The sequence below is a fragment of the Blautia sp. ZXY-1-B12 genome (assembly GCF_056339915.1).
In genome coordinates this window covers 17,324-41,967 of record NZ_JBWJVP010000191.1, presented here as the reverse complement: position 1 = coordinate 41,967, position 24,644 = coordinate 17,324, and the positions used below count along the sequence as shown (strand labels likewise).

22 protein-coding genes, 1 pseudogene and 1 riboswitch are annotated in these 24,644 nt (G+C 39.8%); of the genes and pseudogenes, 2 read left to right on the top strand and 21 right to left on the bottom strand.

The window, feature by feature from the left end:
- Positions 1-95 precede the first annotated feature (95 nt).
- From AC075L_RS11065 to AC075L_RS11045, 5 genes are all read right to left on the bottom strand, one after another.
- Complete coding sequence (locus AC075L_RS11065) at positions 96-392, bottom strand: cysteine-rich small domain-containing protein (protein ID WP_476387682.1); 297 nt, start codon at positions 390-392, stop codon at positions 96-98.
- A gap of 407 nt (positions 393-799) precedes the next feature.
- Positions 800-994: riboswitch (cobalamin riboswitch) on the bottom strand.
- Positions 995-1,085: 91 nt separating this feature from the next.
- Complete coding sequence (locus AC075L_RS11060) at positions 1,086-1,634, bottom strand: EutP/PduV family microcompartment system protein (RefSeq protein ID WP_118409553.1); 549 nt, start codon at positions 1,632-1,634, stop codon at positions 1,086-1,088.
- Between the two features lie 88 nt (positions 1,635-1,722).
- A complete protein-coding gene (locus AC075L_RS11055; protein ID WP_008705594.1) occupies positions 1,723-2,151 on the bottom strand; it encodes a BMC domain-containing protein in 429 nt (142 codons plus the stop codon).
- Positions 2,152-2,162: 11 nt separating this feature from the next.
- Positions 2,163-2,528, bottom strand: coding sequence for a BMC domain-containing protein (locus tag AC075L_RS11050; RefSeq protein ID WP_008705595.1), 366 nt, complete (start codon positions 2,526-2,528; stop codon positions 2,163-2,165).
- A gap of 402 nt (positions 2,529-2,930) precedes the next feature.
- Entirely contained in the window at positions 2,931-4,367 is a 1,437-nt protein-coding gene (locus AC075L_RS11045) for a C40 family peptidase (RefSeq protein WP_022381074.1), read from the bottom strand.
- 306 nt (positions 4,368-4,673) lie between these two features.
- On the opposite strand from AC075L_RS11045, the gene AC075L_RS11040 reads away from it, so the two are divergent.
- Complete coding sequence (locus AC075L_RS11040; RefSeq protein WP_155512352.1) at positions 4,674-4,829, top strand: hypothetical protein; 156 nt, start codon at positions 4,674-4,676, stop codon at positions 4,827-4,829.
- Positions 4,830-4,840: 11 nt separating this feature from the next.
- On the opposite strand, the gene AC075L_RS11035 is transcribed toward AC075L_RS11040, so the two are convergent.
- The 12 genes and pseudogenes from AC075L_RS11035 to AC075L_RS10980 form a co-directional block, all read right to left on the bottom strand.
- Positions 4,841-6,313 carry an N-acetylmuramoyl-L-alanine amidase family protein gene (locus tag AC075L_RS11035; RefSeq protein WP_055053727.1) on the bottom strand — a complete coding sequence of 491 codons (1,473 nt, stop codon included), beginning with the start codon at positions 6,311-6,313 and terminating at the stop codon, positions 4,841-4,843.
- A gap of 351 nt (positions 6,314-6,664) precedes the next feature.
- Entirely contained in the window at positions 6,665-7,651 is a 987-nt protein-coding gene (locus AC075L_RS11030; RefSeq protein WP_476387681.1) for a diaminopimelate dehydrogenase, read from the bottom strand.
- A 192-nt stretch (positions 7,652-7,843) separates the two neighbouring features.
- Complete coding sequence (locus AC075L_RS11025; RefSeq protein WP_476387680.1) at positions 7,844-8,491, bottom strand: J domain-containing protein; 648 nt, start codon at positions 8,489-8,491, stop codon at positions 7,844-7,846.
- Positions 8,484-9,329, bottom strand: a complete 846-nt coding sequence (locus AC075L_RS11020) for a DUF5685 family protein (RefSeq protein ID WP_476387679.1) — start codon at positions 9,327-9,329, stop codon at positions 8,484-8,486. Before AC075L_RS11020 ends, AC075L_RS11025 begins: the two co-directional genes overlap by 8 nt.
- A 53-nt stretch (positions 9,330-9,382) precedes the next feature.
- Complete coding sequence (locus AC075L_RS11015) at positions 9,383-9,793, bottom strand: TFIIB-type zinc ribbon-containing protein (RefSeq protein WP_022381070.1); 411 nt, start codon at positions 9,791-9,793, stop codon at positions 9,383-9,385.
- A 37-nt stretch (positions 9,794-9,830) separates the two neighbouring features.
- Positions 9,831-10,340: a flavin reductase family protein gene (locus AC075L_RS11010; RefSeq protein ID WP_025581120.1), complete on the bottom strand. Its 510-nt coding sequence runs from the start codon at positions 10,338-10,340 to the stop codon at positions 9,831-9,833.
- Between the two features lie 125 nt (positions 10,341-10,465).
- A complete protein-coding gene (locus AC075L_RS11005) occupies positions 10,466-11,668 on the bottom strand; it encodes a class I SAM-dependent rRNA methyltransferase (protein ID WP_008705609.1) in 1,203 nt (400 codons plus the stop codon).
- A gap of 404 nt (positions 11,669-12,072) precedes the next feature.
- On the bottom strand, positions 12,073-12,687 hold the full coding sequence (locus AC075L_RS11000; RefSeq protein WP_476387678.1) for an N-acetyltransferase family protein: 615 nt from the start codon (positions 12,685-12,687) through the stop codon (positions 12,073-12,075).
- Entirely contained in the window at positions 12,677-14,272 is a 1,596-nt protein-coding gene (locus AC075L_RS10995; RefSeq protein WP_476387677.1) for a DUF1002 domain-containing protein, read from the bottom strand. Before AC075L_RS10995 ends, AC075L_RS11000 begins: the two co-directional genes overlap by 11 nt.
- Positions 14,273-14,384: 112 nt before the next feature.
- Positions 14,385-14,941 (bottom strand): annotated as a pseudogene (locus AC075L_RS10990) (manganese efflux pump MntP).
- A gap of 838 nt (positions 14,942-15,779) precedes the next feature.
- On the bottom strand, positions 15,780-17,459 hold the full coding sequence (locus tag AC075L_RS10985) for a recombinase family protein (RefSeq protein WP_476387676.1): 1,680 nt from the start codon (positions 17,457-17,459) through the stop codon (positions 15,780-15,782).
- The gene (locus AC075L_RS10980; protein WP_476387675.1) at positions 17,452-20,424 is read right to left on the bottom strand and encodes a TOTE conflict system archaeo-eukaryotic primase domain-containing protein; all 2,973 of its coding nucleotides are present in this window, start codon (positions 20,422-20,424) and stop codon (positions 17,452-17,454) included. Before AC075L_RS10980 ends, AC075L_RS10985 begins: the two co-directional genes overlap by 8 nt.
- 169 nt (positions 20,425-20,593) lie before the next feature.
- Here AC075L_RS10980 and AC075L_RS10975 point away from each other — a divergent pair, with 169 nt between their 5' ends.
- Positions 20,594-20,785, top strand: coding sequence for a hypothetical protein (locus AC075L_RS10975; RefSeq protein ID WP_008705619.1), 192 nt, complete (start codon positions 20,594-20,596; stop codon positions 20,783-20,785).
- Between the two features lie 63 nt (positions 20,786-20,848).
- Here AC075L_RS10975 and AC075L_RS10970 read toward each other — a convergent pair whose 3' ends face one another.
- From AC075L_RS10970 to AC075L_RS10955, 4 genes are all read right to left on the bottom strand, one after another.
- On the bottom strand, positions 20,849-21,790 hold the full coding sequence (locus AC075L_RS10970; RefSeq protein WP_055068095.1) for an Abi family protein: 942 nt from the start codon (positions 21,788-21,790) through the stop codon (positions 20,849-20,851).
- 450 nt (positions 21,791-22,240) lie between these two features.
- Complete coding sequence (locus AC075L_RS10965) at positions 22,241-22,987, bottom strand: N-acetyltransferase (RefSeq protein WP_008705621.1); 747 nt, start codon at positions 22,985-22,987, stop codon at positions 22,241-22,243.
- A 4-nt stretch (positions 22,988-22,991) separates the two neighbouring features.
- Positions 22,992-23,624 carry a GyrI-like domain-containing protein gene (locus AC075L_RS10960; RefSeq protein WP_008705622.1) on the bottom strand — a complete coding sequence of 211 codons (633 nt, stop codon included), beginning with the start codon at positions 23,622-23,624 and terminating at the stop codon, positions 22,992-22,994.
- Positions 23,621-24,538, bottom strand: a complete 918-nt coding sequence (locus AC075L_RS10955) for a helix-turn-helix transcriptional regulator (protein WP_118338733.1) — start codon at positions 24,536-24,538, stop codon at positions 23,621-23,623. Before AC075L_RS10955 ends, AC075L_RS10960 begins: the two co-directional genes overlap by 4 nt.
- Positions 24,539-24,644 lie beyond the last annotated feature (106 nt).

The window sequence follows — 24,644 nt, the reverse complement described above, 5'->3', positions numbered from 1 at the left end:
GCATTGTATTACAATGAAAATCGTTCTTTCTTATTTGTGCTAATCTGACACATTGTTACTGTTCACTCCGTTCTAAGCAGCGACACATTCTCCTCTTATTTGCTGATACTTTCCTTTGCTCTTTTCATCATATCAGCCAGTTCCTGGTATTTTCCTGTGACATATCCATAGTTTTTTCGCTTATGCGGAAGCATACAGTTTGTGCAGTCTTTAATTCCCTTTTCCGTATACCGGAAATTCCCACCGCATTTCTCACCCAGGGCATATAGCGGGCAATAACAGAACAGACAGTTAAAATCATCCGGATTTGCATTCTTATGACACGGAAAAAATTCACATTTCTTATGACTGAAATAAGAATATTCTTTCCCTTCCCAATAAGGTTTCTCCATTGCTACCTCTCCTCTCCTGTTGCAAGTTTTTATCTTTCCAGAATAATTCCGTTTTCTCAGTCTCCATCAATCCCACCCATCAGAGGACGAAATAAAAAAAATACTCTAATAAATTATCAATTTCTCTTCACATAACAAAGCATTGAAAATTCATTACAGTATTTTTCACAGATCATACATTTAAAATTAATAAGAGGGAGCGATGCTACCCCGGGGTAGAAAAAAATCCGTTCATGAGTGCGCGGAGGGAACGAATAAATCCGAAGTAGTATCGCCTGCCATTTAATCATGTATAATTCATAAAGAACAGGCGCATTCCATAAAAAATGTCTGCCTTCAGATAAAAGCAGACAACACTCCGAAGCTGCGGATTCAACGGAGTTGGTTGTTACACTTTACACGGAAGTTTAACCTCGCCATACCAAGCAGGTTTCCTGGCTCCAGGCTCATCGCTCCTCTCTCCTTCTCATGCTATGGCACAATGGACATTCTGAGATTTGCTCCTCTGTTACAGTGACCGGATCGCTCAGGTTTCTCACCTGATTCCCTCTTTCTGTACTGTTCTTTCTCACAGTATCAGCACTTAATATGTTCTGTATGGAATTATACTGTCATTATAATAACACCCTGCAACAAGCTTGTCAACTATTTATCAATATATTTTCCAAATTATTATTGTTCATTCGTTACTGTTCACACACCACTATTCCGTGAGGTGTTTTGGCATGAATATTCCACACCTTCCGGTAGCGGATCCCATTCATTCAGACCAAGACTCTGTCTGAATTTTGCTTCTTCCAGACTCAGCTTTGGAACATCCTCATTCAAAAACGCTCTCAGCTCATCAATCCCCTCTCCGGTCACATTGTTTACCAGAAAAATTCTTTCACATCCTGCATTCAGCATCCACTGACGCACCATTGGAACATTCGCATAAGGAGAATCTATTTTCGTAATGATTCCTATCAGTGGTCTCAGAATAAATGCATTACTGCCATAGCCAAACAAACTGAAAGGTTCATCTGCTGACTGTACCATTGCCACCACATCTGCTTCAAAAGAAAAACAGGCCAGCCCTACGCTGAAATGCTTGGACTCTGCATACTCTCCCGGAGAATCAATGGTATCATCATCCGTATTCGTATACTGCGTTTTTACATAATGAAGTTTTTCGCCTTTTAATGCCTGCGTTAATGAAGTCTTACCTGCTTCACTTCTGCCCATCAGAAATATTTTCTTCATATTTAATGTCTGTCCCTTTCACTTCTCTCAGCTATTCCGGCAGTTACATAAGCACCATCGGTACAGAATAACTGACTTTTCGTATGTTTTAACTTTTGTGAACTGCACAAGTCTTAAAGCCAAGCACCTCTCTAAAAAATTTCACCACTTCTTCCACTGCAGTCTGAACTTCCGTCAGACCTCCCGTAAGGATCAATGATCCGCTGAAGCGATCCATGAAACCAATCTCCACATTTGCACTTTTCACTGCAATATCAGCAGCTACAACCACTGCTTCCCATGGGGTAAAACGAATCATTCCAATTGCTTCTCCTGTGTGGTCTTCTCCCTCATGGACTCCAATATGCAGACCAAGATTCTGATAAATACAGCTCTGTGAAGGATTGATCACATGCGCCAGGCACACTTCCTTTCCCGGAACCCTTACCCTGGTCATACGCAGCTTTTTTCCCTTTAATTTCTCATAATCCTGGTTATAAAGCTTTTCCAGTAATTCTCTGGTTGTCATCCCTGCCATCCCAACACTTCCTATCTTTTGGTAATCTTGCAGACTACATAACCCAGAGTGTCTCTGAAATAATCCACAACCTCAGTCATCGCTGACATTACATCGGAAATCTCTCCCGTAATGATCAGTGTGCCTGTAAATCGATCTGCAAATCCCAGATAAACATTTCCGCTTTTTACCGCAATATCAGATGCGATTACTGCAGATTCAGGCGGTGTCATATTCATAATTCCGATTGCAGATGAACGGTAATCCACCTGCGGATTCAGTCCAAGCTTCTGGTATATGACCGGAGCCGGCCCTCCCATTACATGTGCAAAAGTAATCTCCTTGCCAGCAACCGTTTCCTGTACAATTCTTATGTGTTCTACATGGTCATTTGCCATTTATCATTCCTCGCTTTCACTATTCAACTATAATCCGGATAATTCATGAGAATATTCTTTCCCACTGATGTCTCCAAAAACAGATTTAAAATTTTATATGTATCTCTTCAGTTACATAAACTGTACTATCCATCCAATTTTATGTCAAGGTAAAATCCACCTGAAAGTCGGTAAAATATTATACATGGTTACGGTTCACTCCGTTCACAGCAACACGCTTCGCGATGCACAGAATTTATGCTAATCGCACAAATTCGCGCGGTATGTCTCGGAATTTTGGTATATTCATGCCAAAACACCTCGCGGAATAATGGTAACTTATACATAAAGAAAAGGAGCATCAGCCCCCTTAGCGATACTCCTTTTCAACCCCTATAAATTTAATTATTTATACTTATTTAATTATACCAGTCTTCTTACAGAAACAATCGTTCTGTACGCTGCGTTATCACTGATCTTAATTCCATCTACAGAGTTCGATGCATGAACGATACGTCCATTCCCCATATAGATTGCAACGTGTCCACCGTAGCAGATCAAATCGCCCGGCTGTGCATCAGCATAAGATACTTCTGTACCGGCATTCTGCTGTTCATAAGAAGTTCTCGGAAGACTTACTCCGAAGTTTGCATATACACTCTGTGTAAATCCTGAACAGTCAGCTCCACCTGTAAGGCTTGTACCGCCCCATACATATGGATTGCCAACAAACTGTGTTGCAAAGTCTACTACAGAAGATCCTGATCCTGAACCTGAAGATGAAGAACTATCTGAATCAGATGACTGTTCACTCTCATAATCATCTGGTGAAACTGTATTATCAGAATCAATCACATTGCCATACTCATCGTACTCTACATCATCAGAAGCTCCTGCATTGTCAACAGGATCACCATTTTCATCATATTCTACACCATCATCTGATTCAGACTCATCATCCGCATCATCAGTATTCTCAATCTCATTTCCGTCTTCATCATACTCTACATTTTCTTCCTCTTCTGATTCGGAGTCCTGTTCCTGCTCCGCAGCTTTTGCTGCTGCCTCTTCTTCTGCCGCCTGTCTTGCAGCCTCTTCCTCAGCCTGTCGTCTTGCCTCTTCTTCTGCTGCGATTCTTTCAGCTTCCAATCTCTGAATTTCAGCTGTCTGTTCCGCTAACAGATTTGCATATTCTGTCGCCTGCTGCTGTGCATATGCAATTTCATTCTCATAATCGGCTGATTCAGATTTCTTCTGATCGATCTGGCACTGAAGATCATAAGACTGCTGTTCATAAGAAGCCTTCATCTCTTCCAGTTCTGCTTTGTCAGATTCATACTGAGTCTTTAAATTATTCACCTCATTAATAGTATTCACATATTTATCAAGATTCTTTCTGTCCTGCTCATACATCTGCTGTGTATTCTCAGCACGTGTCAGAAGTTCACTTAAATCTTCTGAATTAAGCATCATCTGAAACCACGCTGCATCCCCACCCTGTTCATACAGTGCCTGAATACGAAGCTTCATGCTCTCATACTGCTTATCTCTCGCCTTCTGAGCCTTAGCCAGATCCTGTTTTGTCTTAATAATATCTACTTCTTTATTATCGATATCTCCTTTAAGAGTATCAATAGAAACCATAACACTTACAAGATTGGAATCCAGTTCGGAAATCTCATTCTCAAGCTGTGATTTCGCATATGCAAGCTCATCCATTCTGGAATATGTCGCATCCAGCTGCTGACTTGTGATCGCCTGCTCTTCTCTCAATTCATCCTCTCTTGAAGCGCTTACACTAACAACCTGTGTTGCGCTCATCAGGAGTGCTAATGTAAGACATACAATTCTTTTCTTCATGAATTCTCACCCTCGTAACATTTTCTTTCTATATCTTAATGTTTTTGCAATATCTAAGTTAATTCTTATACATATTAACACACTGCACTCAAAAACGCAAGGATTAATTACCATAAATTTTATATTTCTGTAACATTTATTAATCTTTTTGTTATTCTTCGCATTTCTTTCTACAATTCAAACATATTCCATTTCATGCTTGTAATAATTTAACACAGGACAAAGATATCTGATGCAGGGTTACTGTTCACACACCACTATCCCGAGACATACAAGCCAAAATTCCATTGCCGCAGGCAATCTGGAATGAATTTTGGCTACGTTACTGTGAACGGAGTGGACAGTAACGTAGCAGGACTTCACGCTATAGTGGACTGGATTGTTTGCATTATTTATGGAATTACTACAGAACGCAAAAAAAGAAGCAGCCTCCTCATTCGAAAGCTGCTTCCATTTTCTTAACTATTCACTTCTCAGCTAAACAGATCTGCAAGGATCTGGTCTGCGGTCATATTCATATATCCATCCGGATCAGAAAGCGTACTTCTGTTCCATCTCAGATAATTACCTCTTCTGATATAGTTACCAGATGAAGTATGATAATCATATTTGGTATATCCCGGATATCTTGACATATACTTCTGTGCCAGTGCAATCGCCTGACTGGAATAACCACCGGACGGAGTAGGTGTACCTGCAATCTGAACACCTGCATTCGGGGTAGAATGCACGATCACTGCACTCTTATCAGCACACTGTCCGAGAATGATCCATGTATGTCCACTGTCATATCCCACATCTCCGGGATATACTGTCCAGTCATCACTTGCCAGATTCGCCTGAGTGAGAATACTTCCCCAGCCCATGGACTTATAATAAGAACCAATCTCACCGGAAACTACTGTATATCCGCTTCCTACACCGGACTTACTCTGCATTACCTGATAAGCTGACCATCCTACGAAACCGGAACAGTCAAAACCTTTTGCTCTGTTGGCTGTGCTGAGATCTCTGTAGTTATTGTAATCATAACTGCTGCTCTGACTGTTATAGAAATCAGTCATTGTCTGACTTGTTCCTTTTCTGGTGGAATCATTCCATCCGCCACCCCATACGTACAGAGCCTGACCAACAGGCTGTAATGCACCTGCCAGATAATTCTTGATTGTTCTGGAACCGGTCGGACTTGTAGTATTGCTCAATATACCATTGGAATTAAAATGGTATTTCTGTCCATCAATTGTTACATCTCCGGTAGCCATCACACCGGTTTCCTTATCAAAATAATACTTATTTCCATCAATTGTCGTCCAGCCTACAGCCATCTTGCCGCTGCCTGTATTAAAATAATATTTTTTTCCGTCGAGTGTCTGGAAACCTTTTGCCATAATTCCGTCTTCAGTTTCAAAATATCTGTATTCATTGCTGGAATTCTTTGTCCAGCCGGTAAGCATATAACATGCACTTGTAAAATATCTGGTATTTTTCTTACTGTCTGTAAGGAATGTCTTGCAGGCAGCCACTCCACTGTTACTGTAGAAATAATATCTCTTTCCCTTCAATGTCAGCCATTTCGTCTGCATGAATCCGGTAGATGGATTAAAATATCTTTTCTGATCCTTTGAATCAGTGACCCAGCCTGTCATCATGATACCAGCCTGTTTACTGAAATATCTCTTTCGTCCTTTACTGTCAGTAACCCAGCCCTTTACCTGAACACCGGTCTTTGTGTTAAAGTAATATTTCTTCCCTTCAAGTTCCAGCCAACCCTTCTGTTTAGAGCCATCTTCATTTATGTAGTATGAATCTCCGTTAATAGTTACAAAACCTGTTTTCGTTGCAGCCTGTACATTTGCCGCAGTAAAATACATGGAAACTCCCACAGCAAAAAACAGCAGAAACAGAAGTGCCCCCCAGATTTTAAACTTCCTGTTTACGTTTTGCATACATACCTTCCTTTTCTTTTTTCATTATCAGAGCGTGTCTGAAAAGTATGAATCGTGGGTATCGCTCTGATATCTCACATACTTCTCAGATACGCTCTAAGGTTTAACAAAGTTTTTTACAATGTTGTTACGTTTCTATGACTCTATTATATTACACTTTAAATATCCCGTCAACAGACAAGTAAAATTCTGTTAAACATTCACTAATTTTTCACAGTCTATTCCATAAAAAAAGAGACAAAGTCCACAAATACTTTGTCTCTTTTCACAAGATAACACTGTGAAATATAACCTGTATACCTGTTTTCTCTTTATTTTTTCAACAGACAGAATATTATCTTATATCCCTGATCACAACAGATGCTTTCTTAATTCAGCACCATCAGCAGCACATAAATAAGCAGGTGCCACATCAAATACGGTCTTCGCACCACTCTGTCCTTCTTTATTCATACGATATGCAGCTCTTGCATATGCAACAAGTACAGAAGATGTAAACTCCGGATTGGAATCCAGCTTCAGACTATATTCGATCACATGATTGTTCTCATCATTCCAGCCCGTTTTTCCGGATCGGATCACGAAACCGCCATGTGGGATTCCACTGTGATCTCGCTTCAGTTCTTCTTCAGAAATAAAATGTACAGTTGTGTCATAGTCAGAGAAATAGTTAGGCATAGTCTTGATATCATTCTCAATCTGTGCCAGATCTGCACCTTCCTCTGCAACTACAAAGCATTCTCTTGTATGTTTCTGTCTTGTTGTAAGATCCGGATTTTCTCCGTTTCTTACTGCTTCCAGTGCTGCTTCAACAGGAATTGTATACTGTTTTGCATCTTTTACGCCTTTGATACGGCGTACTGCATCTGAGTGTCCCTGGCTTACACCCTTGCCCCAGAATGTATAATCCTTTCCGTTTGTAAGGATTGCATTTGCATAGAGACGGTTCAGTGAGAACATTCCCAGATCCCAGCCCACTGAAATAATTCCGATATGACCGCTTTCTTTTGCAGCTGCATCTACTGAATCAAAATGCTCAGGAATTCTTGCATGTGTATCAAAGCTGTCAATTACATTAAACATCTTCGCATATTCCGGTGTCTGTTTCGGGAGATCTGTTGCACTTCCGCCACAGATGATAAGTACATCGATCTTATCTTTCATTTTTTCGGCATCATTGACAGAATATACCGCTGCTGTCTCTGTAAGGATTTTAACAGTTTCCGGAGCACGACGTGTAAATACAGCAACAAGCTCCAGATCCGGATTATGTTTGATTGCGCACTCTACACCGCGGCCAAGATTGCCGTAGCCTAAAATACCAATACGAATACTCATTATGATTTCCTCCTGTAACCTTAATTATATGTTCGCAACTGTTGCATATCATTACAGTTGCACATTATCACTTTACTATAGTAATATTTTCACTTTTAATTGTCAATCCAATTATTACCAAAATTCCATTGCCGCAGGCAATCTGGAATGAATTTTGACTACGTTACTGAGAACGGAGTGAACAATAACGTTTTAGCAGCAAAATATGCCGCTTCCCGGGCAACACAGACTGCATGCCATATTTGCCAGGCACAGCTTCATACAATAATCATCACCACCTGTCGGCATACCTCCAAAAGGATTCTGCATCTCCTGATACCAGTTTCCTCCGCCTTCCATCTGCTGCAAAACCATCTGATACTGTACATTATCCGGTTCCAGACGGATAGCCTGCTTAATATCATTCAATGCATTTACGTTATTTCCAAGTCCCATGTTTGCCATGGAAGACAGATAATACCACTGTCCGTTCCTCTGTGAAAGTGACTGCAGAACATTCATAGCCTCACGATAATGACCGTTCTGGATATAATTGGCTGCCGCCTGCCTGCGCATAGACTCTTCATCCTGATAGCCAGAGTCTGCCTGTCCGGAAAATCCGCCAAAACCACCGTAATTATTGCTGCCATAATTCCCGTAACCTGCTCCCTGCTCTCTTTCCTTCATAATCTGCTCATAAGCCTGCTGAACCTGCTTGAATTTCTCCTCAGCCTGTTCTTTATTCGGATTGTCAATATTGGCATCCGGATGATACTTTCTGCTCATCTTACGATATGCCTTCTTCACTTCCTCATCGGATGCATCTCTGGAAATCCCCAGTATACTGTACGGATCAATCATTATCTTTCTCTCCTGCTTCTTTTCTCTTCTTATGTATCACCTCAAACCGACACCATACCCCTGAGTAAAGAATATTTCTCAAAATATCAGTGTATTTTATAATAGGAAGTTTCTCAAACTCCCTGCAGGTCTGCGCCATCATCATGATCAGAATCCGGCGTACCTGCTCATCGAACCCTTCTATTATATATTGTTCTGAAAAAGGATTGTAATTTTTATTTTTTATATCCTCTTCCACATCATCGTATGCATCCAGAAGATAAATAAATTTGCCAAGAAAAAATCCCATTCTGCGCAGAGTATCTTCCCATACATCCTGTTTCCATGCAAAAATCTCTTCCATAATTTTTCCGAAACAGCCCGCCATTTTGTCAATGTCTTTTTCTCCGGATTTCTCCATCTCAGACAATTCACTGAGAAGCTTCTGTATTCTTCGGGATTTATCCGGATATTTCTGATCCAGTTTTTTCACTTTTCCCTGAAGAACTTTTGAATAACCAAGAGCAGTTACTTTTTTTTCATCCTCCCAGTCGTCCCGGCATTTATAATAAGTAAGAAGTACATTCATATCTGCCGCATATTCTGTCACTGTATTTCTTCTGACCGGCTGTTTACATACCGGATGAATGATACATCTTGTGCTTCCCTTTTGTGTGGACGGCTCATAAAGCGCACTGAGAAGAATCACCACAAATGTCATATCATAAGTCAGAGAAATCTGTCCTGATATCCCATATTTACTTTTGAGTTCTCTGCACAATCCACAGTAAAAGGATCTGTACAGATCAAAATCTTTAAACTTAATTTCAGGCTTATTCATTACTATATAACCAAACATAATTCCTCCAGCCCATAACTTATGATGATCTGCCAGAGCGTGTTTGCAGCAAATCAACGTCTTTTGATAAACTTCTCATGACATTTCGGACATTCAATCTCTACCTTCTGTCCTTTTCCTCTGGGAATACGAATTTTCTGTCCACAACCCGGGCAGGTATAGATATGATGTGTTTTTCTTTGCTCCATCATATTTTTCTCTCTGGTAAACCGGCTGCGGATTTTCTGAGTATATCCCAGATATTTCTGGTTTTCCGCATATCGTGCAGAGATATTTCTGGAAAGGATTCTGAAATATGTATAAATGATAAGAATAAATCCAACTGTATCCAGAACGCCTCCGGCTGCGTTTTGTCTCATAAAAGAACCTACAACAATGACGAAAAGTGCCACACCGAGAGTGAATCTTGCAAAATTATCCACTCCATAACGCCCCTGCATGAATCTGTTTAATTTGTCTTTCATTAAACTACCTCTTTTTTACTGTTTGTAATGCATTTTTTTACTCTCTGACAAGAACTTTCAGGATTTCTGCAATATACATGGTATGGTAGTCTTTCTGCGGATACCACTTACCGTCGTTTTCCCCGGCATCAAAGCATTCCGGTTTAATCTCATCATGATACATTTTTTTGCAGACCATGATCATGTCAGCTTCTTCAATTCCGGCTGTTCCGTCTGTAAAGTAAGGAGTCAGTCCTGCTTCTTTAATCTTGTTATCCGCATTTTTTCCGGAAACCTTTCCGCAATAATTTAATGCCTTGCGATACTCTTCTCCCAGAACAGAAATTGTAAATGTATCTTCCCTGTCCACAAATTCCTTGGTGTATCTCTGAGGACGGATATACACTGTCACTGCGTTCTTTCCCCACATAACACCCATTGCACCCCAGCTTGCTGTCATGGTATTGCATTTTTCTTCATTTCCGGCTGTGATCAGCAGCCATTCCTTTCCAATCTTGGTAAATGGATTCATTGTCAGTTCTTCTGCTTTTACTTCTCTGAAACTCATAATATTATTTCCTCTCTTTCTTTATTCTCAAACATCCGGAATCCTCTGCTCTGCTACAGAAATCCCTGTTTTCTCAAAAATCTTATCGTGCAAGTACACTCTGGCTCTGATATCATATTATATAATTATCTGTCATTGCATACCTGGAAGATATAGAACTTCAGATAATAAGACTCATCTGCCGCCCACAGGATTGGATGATCCGGTGCCTGTGTCCTGTATTCTACCTGGCGAAGTCTCTTATGTACATTCTTTGCCGCCTGTCCGATAGTTTTAGTAAATAATTCATAATCCATAAAATGAGAACAGGAACAGGTTGCAAGAAAACCTCCGTCTTTTACCAGTTTCATGGCACGCAGATTAATTTCCCTGTATCCTTTTACTGCATTCTTAATAGAATTTCTGGATTTGGTGAATGCCGGAGGATCAAGAATCACAACATCAAATTTCTCACCCTTTTCTTCCAGTTCTGGAAGCAGTTCAAAAACATCTTCACAGATAAATTTCACACTGTCAGATAAACCATTCAATGCCGCATTGGCTGTTGCCTGATCTACCGCCAACTGAGATGCATCCACACCGGTTACACTTTCAGCACCTGCAATTCCGGCATTGAGTGCAAAGGAACCTGTATGTGTAAAGCAGTCCAGAACTTTCGCACCTTTGCAAAGCTTCTGGATTGCCAGTCTGTTATACTTCTGATCCAGGAAAAATCCTGTCTTCTGCCCGTCCTTTACGTCAACTTCATATTTTACACCATTTTCTTCAATCTGCACAAGTGTTGGAAACTCTGGTCCTATAAAACCCTTAACCATTTCCATTCCTTCCTGTTTGCGCACCTTCACATCGCTTCTTTCGTAAACACCGCGAATAGTGATCCCATCTTCTGCCAGGACTTTCCTGAGGAGTTCTACGATTGTTTCTTTAAAACGATCGATCCCCAGAGCCAGTGACTGAACTACCAGTACATCCGAAAATTTATCCACCACAATTCCCGGAAGGAAATCTGCCTCTGCAAAAATCAGACGACAGCATCCTGTATCTACCACTTTCTTACGATATTCCCATGCATCACGTACACGCTTCTCCAAAAGTTCTTCATTAATATCAACATTTTCATCTCTGGTCATAAGACGTACCGTAATCTTAGAATTAGTATTAATGAACCCTCTTCCCATAGGATATCCGTCAAAATCATGGACAAGTACAATATCACCGTTCTCGAAATTTCCCATGACTGTATCTATCTCATTATCAAAAATCCACATTCCGCCGGATTTCAGAAGTCTTCCCTCTCCCTTTTTCAGAGTTACTACTGCCATTCCCATTCGTATTTCTCCTTGTATTTTTTATGTTTATCTTTTGTCAATTATATGACTCTGTTTTCTATAGCAGCCCTCATAAATAAGTTACTGTTCACTCCGTTCCCAGCAACACGCTTCGCGATGCACAGAATTTATGCTAATCGCATAAATTCGCGCAGTATGTCTCGGGTTTTCTGTGACCTTCGCTCACAAAAAACACCTCGCGGGATATTACCAGTGAACAGTAACATAAATAATGCATTTAAGACAGTTTCAGATTTCACACTCTGATGGGCCGGATTAAGATGCATTATTTACGAGGATTGCTATAATCACATCATTTTATCACATTCATCTCATTTTTTCCATACATAACAAAAAGCAGCTGGCAAAATCGCAAAAATTTCACCAACTGCTTTCCATTACTATTATTGTTTGCTGCTTTTCACAACCTGTGCAGGGGACTTCCCTGATTCGGTTAACTCCTTAAGAAGGATACATCTTGGCAGACCTCCGTAACAGAGTGCCGTTCTCTTAACTTCATATCCATGGCTTTCCATATTATGTCTGCTGAACTGATTATCCGGATGTATGGTGCACATCAGATAATAATATTGGTCTGTATCCAGCAATCTCTCCGCTTCTTCCAGCATATGCCCCTGCAGCCCGTTTCCCCTGTATGCACAACACACAGCTGCCGAATCCATGACTGCAACATGGGAAAGCTGTTCCTCATCAAAATCAAGATAAGTTCCCAGATTATCTTCCCTGTTTTCAGGATATTTAATAATGAAGAAACCCGCAACAGAACCATCTGCTGTCTGTGCCACGATCACAAAGCCCTGTTCTTCTATATGTGTCCTGACATATTCCTCATCATCAGATACAAACCAGTCCGGATGCTCTTTATCATTCTTCGCTTCATGCATAACAGCCATGATCTCATCCACATCTGTCATCTCTGCTTTTCGTATCCTGAACAATACCTTTGCAGAACCATCCTTATTCTCTGAAATCTGCATGATGCTTTGATTATTCTGCATTTTCCTCGCCGCCTGCAGTCTCTGTGGAATCTGCATCCGTTGTATCATAAGTCTCTGTGCTTTCTCCGTAGAGTTTCTCAAAGAATTTCATTGTTTCATTATATAAGGTCTGTCTGTCATCATCTGAAAGTTCTCCAAGCTCCGGACTTGCCTGTGCATCTGCACTTAATCCGAAGATTTCCTTCATGGACTTATCTACCATATTGAGCTCTGTGCTCATGTAAATCTCTGTTCCATCTGCCTGATAAGAAGCTGTGCCTTCTGTAAGAATTTTCAGATATGCCTTCTCCACATCCTTAGTAAGAGCTGCACCATTTTCAGCGTCAAGAATTACAGAAGCTGTTGCTGTATCATCTTCCATAGCTGCTGTAAGAGCAGCTGCATCACCTTCGTATTCTCCCTTGCAGAAATTCTCAGCTTTATCAAACATGGTCTTCTGATCTTCTGTCAGTGCAGAAGTATCCAGTTCATCTGATGTGGCACTATTTTCTGTATCATCTGTTCCTTCATCGGAGTCTGTATCACCTTCATCTGTATTTCCAAGTGTACTGTCGTCCGTAGTCTCGTCACCATCCGGCTCCTGCGGTTCTTCTGTTTCGCTGAGGTCTCCGTCACTCTGATCGTCCCCGTCGTCCTCAATCAGACCTGAATCCTCCTCCAGCGATGGATTCTCTGTGGAACTCTCTACGATATCTCCGCCTAAAGCACTGTTATCCACATTGTTCAGGATATCATCTCCATCTGCGGAATCACCTGCATTTACAGTGTCATCCTCTTCATCATCAATATCACCAAGCTCATCATTATCACCGGATGTATTCTGTTCTACCTGCTCCAGTGTTGCTTTTACATCATCATAATTGTACTCCTGCTGCGCAATCTGTTTCAGAAGCTCTACGATCTTATTAATCTGGTCAGAATCCAGATTTACATTATTCTGCTGAGCAACATTTACTACGATATTATAGATATCATCCACATTCTGGACATTATCTTTGATAACCTGTATCTTGGAGTTATTCATAACAGTAGTTGCATCATTCTTTCCAACCTCATCAGCCAGATTTCCTGTTACTACCATTTCCTCTGTAGCAAGTTCTTTCTTCGTACTGTCAAGCTGCTCCCCTGTAGCTGTCTCATATGCCATCTGAATACCTGTAAGCGCTCCGGTTCCGGATACCTCAAACGGGCAGGCTGCTATCACTTCACAGTTCTTGACACCTGATGTGGAAAGTGACGTTGCGATCATGTTACATGTTACCCAGTTAAGATTGGCTGTCCTTACTTTGATACCGCCTGACTGAGTCGGCTTTACATATGCACAGCTCACTGTTCTGGTTCCGATCTGCTCTAACGGTACATAAGCACTCAGATGATCTCTCTCATCCTGATTAGTGATAGTGAGAATCTGTACCTGGTTACTGTCTACATTAAAATATTTCATCATTGTATTCTTCTGGTCCTGAGTAAGATCGGCTCCCAGCGTCACAACCTTCACTGAATCTGCCATTGTCGGTACAGCAGTTCCTGAAAGTACCAGACATGCACTGCATAAAAGTGCTGCTGCTGTTTTTACTTTTTTCATAATAGAAACCTCCCTGATATGTTATTTAAATTATTCAGGCGGATAATCATTTCATGCCTGTTCATTAATAGTAGTATTATAACACGTTTGAGTTGAGATTTGTAATTATTATTTATATCATTCCCAGTCCTTCCAGCAGGATTTTTGTACCTATGAGGATAAGGATAATACCTCCGCATAATTCCGCTTTGGATTTGTATTTCATTCCGAAAAGACTGCCTATCTTTACCCCTGCTGCTGAACAGACAAAGGTGATCACACCGATAAAGGATACTGCTGATACGATCTCTACTTTCAGAAAAGCAAATGTCACTCCCACTGCCAGTGCATCAATACTGGTAGCCACTGCAAGGATGAACATGGATTTTATATCCATATCCGCATTTACATGTTCTTCCTCTTTCGATTCTTTGATCATGCCGGCACCAATGAACACCAGAAGGACAAAAGCTACCCAGTGACTGTATCGAGTAACCTTATCTGCAAAGAATCGTCCGCCGAAATATCCCACAAGGGGCATTAATGCCTGAAATCCCCCGAACCATGCGCCTGCGATACACACATATGCTTTGCATTGATTCTGCCCAGGGAAAGGCCCTTACAGACAGATACTGCAAATGCATCCATAGACAGGCCTATCGCCAGTATAAAAAGTTCAAAAATATTCATGTGTTTTTTGCTCCTTTTCCTATATAAAATAATTTTTCAGTAACATAGAACCCTTCCCGGAAGACTTTTTTATGTTATCTGAACTGCTGTAATGTTCCTGCAGCATAAAAAAAGAGACACACAGACAGCTGTTTTAACTGTCCATGAGTCTCATCATTTACTGTAATACCGGGTGCATATGGCACCATTATGTCGATAGTACTACACACTCTTCAAAACATATCTGAAAAATGTTCCGGAATATGCCGATTACTCCCTCGCGGAGAATGGCCTTATTTTATCATATTGATCTATATTTATCAAGTAGATTTTTTGTCAGTCTGGAGCTCATAAGCACCACCTCGTTACTGTTCACAGCAACACGCTTCACGATGCCAAAAATATGCACCTCCTAGTCAACAAATATCAATCATGTATTGACTCAAATGATGATTCTTTAAATTCCAGTCATCAGTTTCCCTGACATACGTTGACTTATATGACAATTCTTCAAATTCCAGTCATATGCTTTCCCGATATTCGTTGACTTATATGGCAATTCTTCGAATTCCAGTCATATGCTTTCCCGGCATTTGTTGACTTATATGGCGATTCTTCGATTCTAGTCATCAGTTTACCCGGCATTTGTTGACTTATATGGCGATTCTTCGAATTCTAGTACATCGTTTCGTAAATAACTATACCAATCGCGTAGGATGCGGATTCGAGTGTGCTGGTATAAAAACGCAGGCGTAGCGGGCTACGCTGAGGCTTTTAGACCTGTGCAATCGGATTCGCAGACAAGTGAGTGGTATAGTTATTTCGAAAACGATGTACTAGTCACCTTCTCATCCAGTTTTTATTCTAGTTTAGACAATAAAGCGCAACTTTCAACGGTACTTTCGTTGTCCCAACAAAGTTCCTGTGTTTCCCTGTCTCCAAAATACACCGGAAAACGGAACTTTATGTGCTTCAGGAATCTGCCATCCGGCTGCTCCTGCTCATAAATATCCACCTGTTCTACAAAGCTGTTAAGAAATTCTTTCTTCTCCAGGTCGGTGAACTTATCATATAGTTTATCAAAATATAAAAGGAATTGATAGACGTTTTCTTCTGATATTTTCTGTTGCCGGATATTCAGCAGGCGGTTCTTGACTTCTTCTATACTGTTCTCCACGCCTTCAATCTCATCATACAAACGGTATAACCTTGTCTCCATATCCTGATATTTCTTCTCATAAAATTTATCCATGATATCCAGATTGTCCATCTGCTGTCCAAGTCTTGCTTTTGCTCCGGTCAGCTGCCTGTGCTGCTTTTCCAATCCTTCAATCTCTTTTTCTATTTCTTCTGTATCAATTCTTGAACCGATTTTATTCAGAATTGCTTCTTCAAATTTAGGATTCTTCACCAGCTTCCGAATAACTTCTTCCACTGCATTGTTAATCTTCTCCTCACTCCATTGTTTACGATATCCACATTTATGACCATCTACCAGGCGACGATGTTTGCAGGCATAATAGAAATAATCCTTATATAAAGTTCCGTCTTTCTTTTTCTTTCGGTTCACGTTTCCATACATACCACTTCCACATAACGGGCATCTCAATATTCCAGATAAAATATGCTCATGATCGAGACTATGTGTCTTTTCATATTTCACACCTGTTTTTTCCCGTTTTTGATGTGCCAGCTCCCAGTCTGTTTCTGAAACAATCCCTTCATGGATACCATCGTGCAGCATATAATTTTCCTGCTTTACAATGCGGTATTCATTTCTTGTACCAGAAACTTTCTCGTTTTTCCTTCGTCCATAAGCCAGCTTTCCACAGTATACCGGATTATCCAGAACGCCTTTTATAAATGATGCGGCAAATGCGTCCAGTGTATTATTCTGTCGTTTTTTCTTTTTATATCCATGCTGGTTCAGCCATGCGGCAATCGCAGAGATTCCCATATTGGTATGAATAAATTTGTCATAGATCAGACGAATAATCTCTGCTTCGTCCTCTGCAATCTGCAATTCTCCATTTACTAATTCATAACCATACGGAGCAAATCCACCATTCCATTTTCCTTCCCTGGCTTTCTGCTTACGTCCCTCCATTGTCTGAACAAGGATATTCTCTCGTTCAATCTCTGCCACCGCAGACAGAACAGAAATCATCAGCTTTCCACTATCTTTTGAGCTGTCAATTCCATCTTCAACACAGATCAGATTCACTCCAAAATCCTGCATCCGCTGCAAAGAATTTAAAACATCTGCCGCATTACGACCAAATCTGGAAAGCTTGAACACCAGTACAAACTGCACCTCATCTGTGCCATTCTCAATATTATCCAACATTCTCTGAAATTCCGGTCTGCCCTCTACGCTCTTTCCAGATTTACCTTCATCGGAATACTCATTTACGATTTCCATGTTCTGAAATTCCGCATATCTCTTGAGTTTTTCTTTCTGAGCATCCAGACTGTAGCCATCTACCTGCATGGTTGTGGATACTCTGGTATAGGTATCACATTTTATCTTTTTATTCACTTTTCCTCCTCTCCTCAGAACATCCCAAAGCAATTTCCAACAATTCCGTTGCAACTTGTGAATTTCTGATACGCATTAAGTTATCCCAGACATCAGCTTTTCCAAGTAGATTCATCCCGCCATGCCATACTATTTCATCATCAATAATAGCAAAACATTCTTCTACTTCTGTTCTTGTTATCACATTTATTCCTACCAATTGCATTGCTCTGATTAATTCATAACATACATCTGACTTTCCGTAAGTAATATCTTCCGGATTTGTTGTAATAACAGTGACCTTTACCCCTACTTCCTGTCTCTTCTTGATTAGTAATAAAAATCTGTCAATTTTATCCTGTCTGATATCCGGACTGGAAATTACTACCATTTTTTCTGACTCTACAATATCTTGCTCGAATTTTTCGGTATAATTTACAGAATCAAATATTGCATTTATTATTTGTTTAGGTTGCAACTCTTGTGTCCAGATTGAAAATCCTGTCTTCCTGTACGTTCTCAATCTTTTTGCATACATTTTATCAAAATAACGCACATGCGAATCAATATAATCATACACATAAACGGCTTCTTTTCCGACATAATCTCTGTTTAATCTACCTACATACTGTTCCAAGCGTCCTTCAAAAGATACAGGTGCTGCAAGCATTAATACATCCAGTCTTGGGAAATCAAACCCTTCTCCTATTTTCTGACCAGTTGCCACCAAAATAAGCGATTCATTTTCAGGTATCTGCTTTAATTTTACTCTTATTTCAGCATTTTCCTTATCCGAATTATCCCCATATAGAAGGAATACATGATCTGCTTTTTCCTTTAAGGCATCATGTAAAAATTTTGCATGTTCCTTAAATCTTGTTAAAATTACAGGAGTTTGTTTTCTTGCAACACAAGTTATAACATCATCTATGATCATTTCATTGCGCACCTTACTGGTACTTATCAAATTATATGCTTTATTAATATTATCCTTGCTTTCTGCAGTATCAACTACTCTTGTGTATCTTGGGACAAAATAATGTCCAATCCCCTGTTCCTTAGCCCTCTCCAAAGCAGTAAATCTATGTCTCAAAGGTCCCAGCAGCATATAGATAATCCGATCAAGACTGTCGCCACGTTTAGGCGTAGCAGAAACACCATACACGTATTTTGCATTTATTTTCTGCAATAATTCCATAGATGTATTAGAAGCTGCGTGATGACATTCATCCATAATTACCATTCCGTAAGAATTAATTCGTTCATTAAATTTTCCTCTGCTGTACATTGAACCAACCATTGCAACATCTATAATCCCTGTCAATGTATTTTTATTTCCGTGCAAAACGCCTATCACACTATTCCTTTTTTTCTTTCTTCCTGTTTTTGTTTCATATTCCGGTGGTTCTTCTCTTATCTCTAAGAAATGATTCAATTCATCAACCCACTGATTAAGCAAATCTTTACTTTGCAGCAAAATGAGCGTATTTACTTTTCGCTCTGCAATAAGGTAACTACATACTACAGTTTTTCCAAATGCAGTTGCCGCACTCAGAACTCCATCTGAATGTGATAATAATTTTTCTGCTGCTAATTCCTGTTGCATTCGCAAATCACCTTTAAAAGATACTCTGATAGGTTGTCCTGTTTCTCTTTGATCTGAAACCTCAACTGAAATGCCTGCTTTTTCACATTCCTGTATAATATTTTCCCGCAGTCCTCTCGGAATCTGTATATATCCATATATATCCTTACCTAAATATACAGCACTAAAATTATAATAATTAGAATATCCCAGCCTTTTATTTTTGTAAAATTCCGGATTATCAAATGCCGCCAAACTACGAATCTGATTTTGTATTCTTGGCATAAGATTCAGAGTATCAACATAAACTCCATTGCCCAATACCATGTGAAGCTTGCCCACAACATCTGACTTACAAAACTCACATTTCTTCTTCCATGGTTTCGGTCTGACATTCTTCTCAATATTAGTAAGCATTCCTCTGACTTCTGCTAATTCTCCCTGCCATTTTGCCATGCATTGTTCAACATCTTCTATTCCCAGCTTTCTTGTTTTATTGAAAAGAGCATCCCATTGATCAGAATATGCATTCCAACTTTCATCTACAAAAGCACTATTTCCATTTTTAAGTGCCTGCCCCTGTAATGGCAATACAATTAAATTACCTATGCTGCTTGCCACATCCTGCGAAGGATACATTCTATCATAATAATGAAACGATTTCAGATTGATGGAAGTTGAACCCTTGTCTAACAGGAGAAATCCAAAATTTCTTGCCGTAGCCGCCGGTATTGCCTTTTTAAAGAAAATCCATACATGTGCCCCTTTCCCGGAGCGAGATCTCTCAACTAAAGGTCTGATACCATTAAGCTCACACATTTTTCTAAGCGCATCCACTTCTTTATGCCACTCATTATCCGTATTTGCAAAGTCCGTAACCTCTGCTCCTTTTTCGTGATTATCAAAATCAAATACAATAAATCTGCATGTACCATTTGGCAGTAAAGGATATACACCTATTACATCTGATCCATCTTCTTTTGTGCCTAACAAATGATCAATTATTTTTTTAACATCCAAACTAATCCATTTGGTATTTTCACATTCATCACACAATACCTTCTCTTTACGTTGTTTAGGGCAAAGCCGGTCATTCCAACGATTCGCACATTGTGGAAAATAGCCCCCGTTCTTTCCTCTTCTGGCATATACATCTTCTCTTCCCCAAAACATCGAAAAGAAACGTATTGCCATTTTCTCTGTAATATACGGTGGATTTACAATACGATTCCCTTGATCCAGGTCATATTCTTCTGCACTTTCTATTTTTTCTTCAAAAGGATTCACCTCTTCATAGGAAATGCCTGCTTTCTTCAATTTATCTTTTAATATCTTGTTCTCATATTCAAGCAGCCTAACCATCTTTCTCAATGAATCCGCATCATATGCTTCTATGTTCAAACCTTCCACCTACAATTCTTATTATTTCGTAATGTAACCTTCATTTCATGTCCCAACTTTATTTTAGTACTTGTTCCAACTATTTTCAATGCTTATTTTTCTTATTGACGCATTTCTCTGTCAATCGTATAATTAATACAAAAAAAACCCGAAAAGAGGAGGTGTTCGTATGGCTACTTCAAGTATTACTCATAATTTTGTCATATCCAATCCAAACAGCGTAAAACTTTTTATTGCAGCGATTGACGAAGCCGACCGCGACCGCACACCAAAGCAGACACTTCCCGGACGTCAGTTGACAAACCCACAAGAAATCTTATCTTTAATGTCAAAAAGGAAAAAACAAACTCTTAAATATTAAAATTCTTCAATAAAAAATCCTCTAAGACAATAGGTATTTCACTATCTCTTAGAGGATATTTCTTTACTTTAAATGATATTTGGTAATACTTTTCCAGTTTTCCGAGAAACCCATTTTATTCAATAATTCAACTTCGCTTATATGCTCTACTTCTCTGTTTACTCGGTCAATCTCTTTTATGAGCTTTCTTTTAAATTCCAGAAAATCTTTTCCAGGTAATAGATATCTAAAAGCAATCACCACAGCAAACAAATCTTGTTTTCCTTTTTCGTACTGATTACCGCTCTGTGGTAATGAAAGTTTTTTATGAAGCGGTGTATCCGCAATAGCATCTACTGTTCTGTATGTAAACAGTCGTTCCCCATGGGCACATACATTCCTATACTTAGTGAGAACAGATAGAAACTGTTCCATCTGATGCTGATTCAAAGGTTCAAAGTTTTTTGATACTTTTGATTTTAAGGACTGCGGAAACACTCGGAACATTTTTGATAAGTTTCCAAACGTAAGTACATTTGCCAAAACCCATAATGGAATTTCACCATATGTCTTGCGGTAATAGTTGATATATGTATAATCTGTGGTCGTTGTTGCTCGTTTCAAGGTCGCTATCAACTTTACGATTGTTGCATGATTTCTTTTTGTATTATTATAATTATTAGCGTCCAGGTACTGCTTCTGCTCTGCTCCATACATTTCAGTAAAATAGTATGACATCAAAGAACGCATCTGTCGCTCAATCTGCAGTAAATATTTAAAGAACAACTCTCTAAGCTCTGCATCAAACTTATACAGACTGACTATTTCTTCAAAACTTGTTCCTGCTTTATATTTTTTTGTGTTTGATATTCTAAAAAGATGTTTATATCCTCCCATAAGAGGAAAATATCCTATTTGGCGTAACATCTCTTCCGCATATTCTCTGTCTTTTATTTTTATTCCCTTTTCATCACTGATCCAGGAAACCTGGTCACTAAAAGAAGAGAATTTTTTCGGTGTCTGCATCTCATTTCTCCTTAAAACAAAAGAGGGAGAGACCCGCAGGCTCTCCCCCGCCTGTAGGCTTCTCAAGTTTCTACAGAACGATCACTGAGCTTAGTATACGTCATTTTAAATGTCCTGTCAATATGTCAAAACATTCTCAGCCATATCCGCTCAGAAGTATTCTATGCTATTTTTTCTTCTTTATTCTGTTTTTCTTCCTCCAACTCCCGGAGGACTTCTTCGCCGTACTTATCAATCATCCGTACCAGAAAATCAATACACGGGAGTTTGACAGTTAAATATAAGAAAAAATGCTCGCAGGCCTTATGGTACCTGCTATTTTTACGTCAGCTTTTCTGTTTTGTTTTATAGTATTTTTTTATTACCGGCTTCAGCTCGATAAAACCTGCCATAAATTAAGAGAGAAACATAAATTCAAATATACCTTTGTTGATGCCATGTTGTTTTCTCCTATCTTCCCACCAGCTTTAAGAATTTCTTATCATTCATCTGCTCATTCGTAACATACTCCCCATCACAAAATAGTGCATAAGTCGTGATTGGCGTTGGTACATTCTGAGCATCCTTCCTATTTTCAATCTTCACAGCTTTGAGTGGAATACCATTCTTCTGAGCGGTTTCTTCCAAGATTGGTACATACTTTGCATTAAAAGGACATTGGTTTGTATAATAAAGAACATAGCCGCTTTCATTTATATGATGGTGTTTTGCACATTCCTTGAACACCGGTGGCTCAGTTTTCTCTTCAAACGGCAGATACCATAGCTGGATTCCATTATCAGCCTCATCACAAGCTTTAAATCCTTTATATTTTAGAAACTTCGAATCGGCCAGAAATGGCTTTTTCCTTGCTGCTGCAAGAATACATAGGCCTTTCTTCCCCTTTTCTTTGCTGTCCTCAATACACTCGGAAAGTAAGTCACTTGAATATCCATGGCCTTTGAAAGATCCGGACACCCACAAACAATTAATATACATATAACCAGGTGCTTCGATTGGATTCCATGCACACTCCGCAGGTATGTACTCAATAAAGCACTTGCCGCGTTCTACGCTCTTAAGAAACACAAGACCTTCATCAAATCTATCCGCAAGCCATGCCTTTTTTGATGATACCTGAATATCTTTATTGTTGGAAATGGCGCAGCAAATGTGCTCCTTTTCAAGATTTTCTTTCGTAACTCTAATATATTCCATACCTTTAAGCCCTCCTTATCGGATGCCTGACCACAGTCTTGCGTTTCTCCGGTGCCACCCTCCGTGCATCACTCAAATAAATTTCGTGGTGCATTCTCTGATCAGTAATATCCAGTGCATATCCTTGTTCTTCCATAAATCTGTGCATCTCATCTACTGTAGCAGGCTCATCGTCATACGATCCGATATGCATACACTGTACACACAGACCTTCATCATACGAAAAGAACTCAACTTTGGAGAAATCCTGTTTCTTTTTCTCCGTAGCTTTTCTGACTGCCCAGTCAAAATCTTCCCTGCTAACAAAATCAGGCAAGCGAATAACAGAAATCCACTTGAATTCTTCCTTGCGCGCATAATCGATTCCTGACACGCCTTCTTGCCACCAGAATCCCTCTAATGGCGGCACCACATAATCGAAATATCCGTCAATCTGATGGTCTTCCTTTTTACTCATTTTTATCGTAAATGCAATTCCATACAAAAGTCCAATAGACTGCTTATATTCTCCATCTGCATCATTTGGATTACCGCTTCCCCTCACCGCTATATAATTCATTTTCGGGACTCTGACAATAGACGGTGTTCCCTTCGGCATGTAAAACTCTTTGTATTCCTTTTTATAATCAAACGTCATTTTCCTAATCCTCCATAGCTTTTTAATGTTTCTTCCGCATTCCTGCGGATAATGTCCCGTGCTTCTTTCGGCTCAAGCACCTCAGCCTTTGCTCCAAATGTCATGAGCCATGTCACAAGGTTTTCCATATCTGTATAATCCGCCGAAAAAAGCAGCCTTCCATCATCCGTCCTGGTAAAGCAATGCGGTCCAAATTCTTCAACCAACCGCCACTTTACATCCGGGGCGAAAAGGACTTTTACCTTTATCCCGCCCGGAAATATCTTCTCATTTGACAAATTCGGCATTGGTACATTTCTGCACATAAAAAACTGCTCCGATTCTGTAACGCAATCCATACGGTTCAACTTAAACAATCTGTAATCTTCACGTTCTAAACACCACCCCCATACATACCAGCTTGACCACCTAAAAACCAGATAATACGGTTCTATCCTTCGGTTGCTGTCTCCAGATGGAGCATAATACTTAAACTGTATAGTATGCCTGTTTTCTATTGCATTTTGGATTACTTCGATTTTCGGAACAAGAGAGCCTTTATACCATGAAGACAAATCAATCAACATAGAGTCTCTTTCACTGATAAACTCTGATGATCCGGTCTGGATTTTCTCCATCAACTGACCGTAGTATCGGTTTCCACTCACACTGTCAAGACTTCTCAGCCCCGCAAGGATCATCTGCATATCTTTGGATGTCAGAATCGTCCTATCCATACGATATCCGTCCATAATACTAATACCACCACCGGTCCCCTGTGCCGTCCTTATTGGAATGCCTGCTTTGCAAAGGTCTTCAATATCCCGGTTTATTGTCCTGCGGGATACCTCAAATTTTTCTGCCAGTTCAGGAGCCGTTGTCTTTTCTTCCTGCAGTAAGATTGACAATATCCCAATAAGCCTATCTGTCTTCATAGTTTCCACACTCCATACATATCATATCTAACACAACACGACAACTATATGTCATGTTTATTATATCCACGAAAAATTTTTCTGTAAACAAAAAGCCTGCAAACAT

Excerpts from the sequence above, each read along its gene's own strand:
- AC075L_RS11010 (WP_025581120.1), bottom strand. The coding sequence starts at position 10,340 with ATGAGTTTCAGAGAAGTAAAAGCAGAAGAACTGACAATGAATCCATTT.
- AC075L_RS11060 (WP_118409553.1), bottom strand. The coding sequence starts at position 1,634 with ATGAAGAAAATATTTCTGATGGGCAGAAGTGAAGCAGGTAAGACTTCA.
- AC075L_RS11025 (WP_476387680.1), bottom strand. The coding sequence starts at position 8,491 with ATGATTGATCCGTACAGTATACTGGGGATTTCCAGAGATGCATCCGAT.
- AC075L_RS11000 (WP_476387678.1), bottom strand. The coding sequence starts at position 12,687 with ATGCAGAATAATCAAAGCATCATGCAGATTTCAGAGAATAAGGATGGT.
- AC075L_RS11030 (WP_476387681.1), bottom strand. The coding sequence starts at position 7,651 with ATGAGTATTCGTATTGGTATTTTAGGCTACGGCAATCTTGGCCGCGGT.
- AC075L_RS10965 (WP_008705621.1), bottom strand. The coding sequence starts at position 22,987 with ATGGAATATATTAGAGTTACGAAAGAAAATCTTGAAAAGGAGCACATT.
- AC075L_RS11045 (WP_022381074.1), bottom strand. The coding sequence starts at position 4,367 with ATGAAGAAAAGAATTGTATGTCTTACATTAGCACTCCTGATGAGCGCA.
- AC075L_RS10955 (WP_118338733.1), bottom strand. The coding sequence starts at position 24,538 with ATGAAGACAGATAGGCTTATTGGGATATTGTCAATCTTACTGCAGGAA.
- AC075L_RS11040 (WP_155512352.1), top strand. The coding sequence starts at position 4,674 with ATGAATTTTGGCTACGTTACTGTGAACGGAGTGGACAGTAACGTAGCA.
- AC075L_RS11015 (WP_022381070.1), bottom strand. The coding sequence starts at position 9,793 with ATGAAAGACAAATTAAACAGATTCATGCAGGGGCGTTATGGAGTGGAT.
- AC075L_RS11035 (WP_055053727.1), bottom strand. The coding sequence starts at position 6,313 with ATGCAAAACGTAAACAGGAAGTTTAAAATCTGGGGGGCACTTCTGTTT.
- AC075L_RS10970 (WP_055068095.1), bottom strand. The coding sequence starts at position 21,790 with ATGCAGACACCGAAAAAATTCTCTTCTTTTAGTGACCAGGTTTCCTGG.
- AC075L_RS11020 (WP_476387679.1), bottom strand. The coding sequence starts at position 9,329 with ATGTTTGGTTATATAGTAATGAATAAGCCTGAAATTAAGTTTAAAGAT.
- AC075L_RS10995 (WP_476387677.1), bottom strand. The coding sequence starts at position 14,272 with ATGAAAAAAGTAAAAACAGCAGCAGCACTTTTATGCAGTGCATGTCTG.
- AC075L_RS11050 (WP_008705595.1), bottom strand. The coding sequence starts at position 2,528 with ATGGCAAATGACCATGTAGAACACATAAGAATTGTACAGGAAACGGTT.
- AC075L_RS11065 (WP_476387682.1), bottom strand. The coding sequence starts at position 392 with ATGGAGAAACCTTATTGGGAAGGGAAAGAATATTCTTATTTCAGTCAT.
- AC075L_RS11005 (WP_008705609.1), bottom strand. The coding sequence starts at position 11,668 with ATGGGAATGGCAGTAGTAACTCTGAAAAAGGGAGAGGGAAGACTTCTG.
- AC075L_RS11055 (WP_008705594.1), bottom strand. The coding sequence starts at position 2,151 with ATGGCAGGGATGACAACCAGAGAATTACTGGAAAAGCTTTATAACCAG.
- AC075L_RS10975 (WP_008705619.1), top strand. The coding sequence starts at position 20,594 with ATGGCTACTTCAAGTATTACTCATAATTTTGTCATATCCAATCCAAAC.
- AC075L_RS10960 (WP_008705622.1), bottom strand. The coding sequence starts at position 23,624 with ATGACGTTTGATTATAAAAAGGAATACAAAGAGTTTTACATGCCGAAG.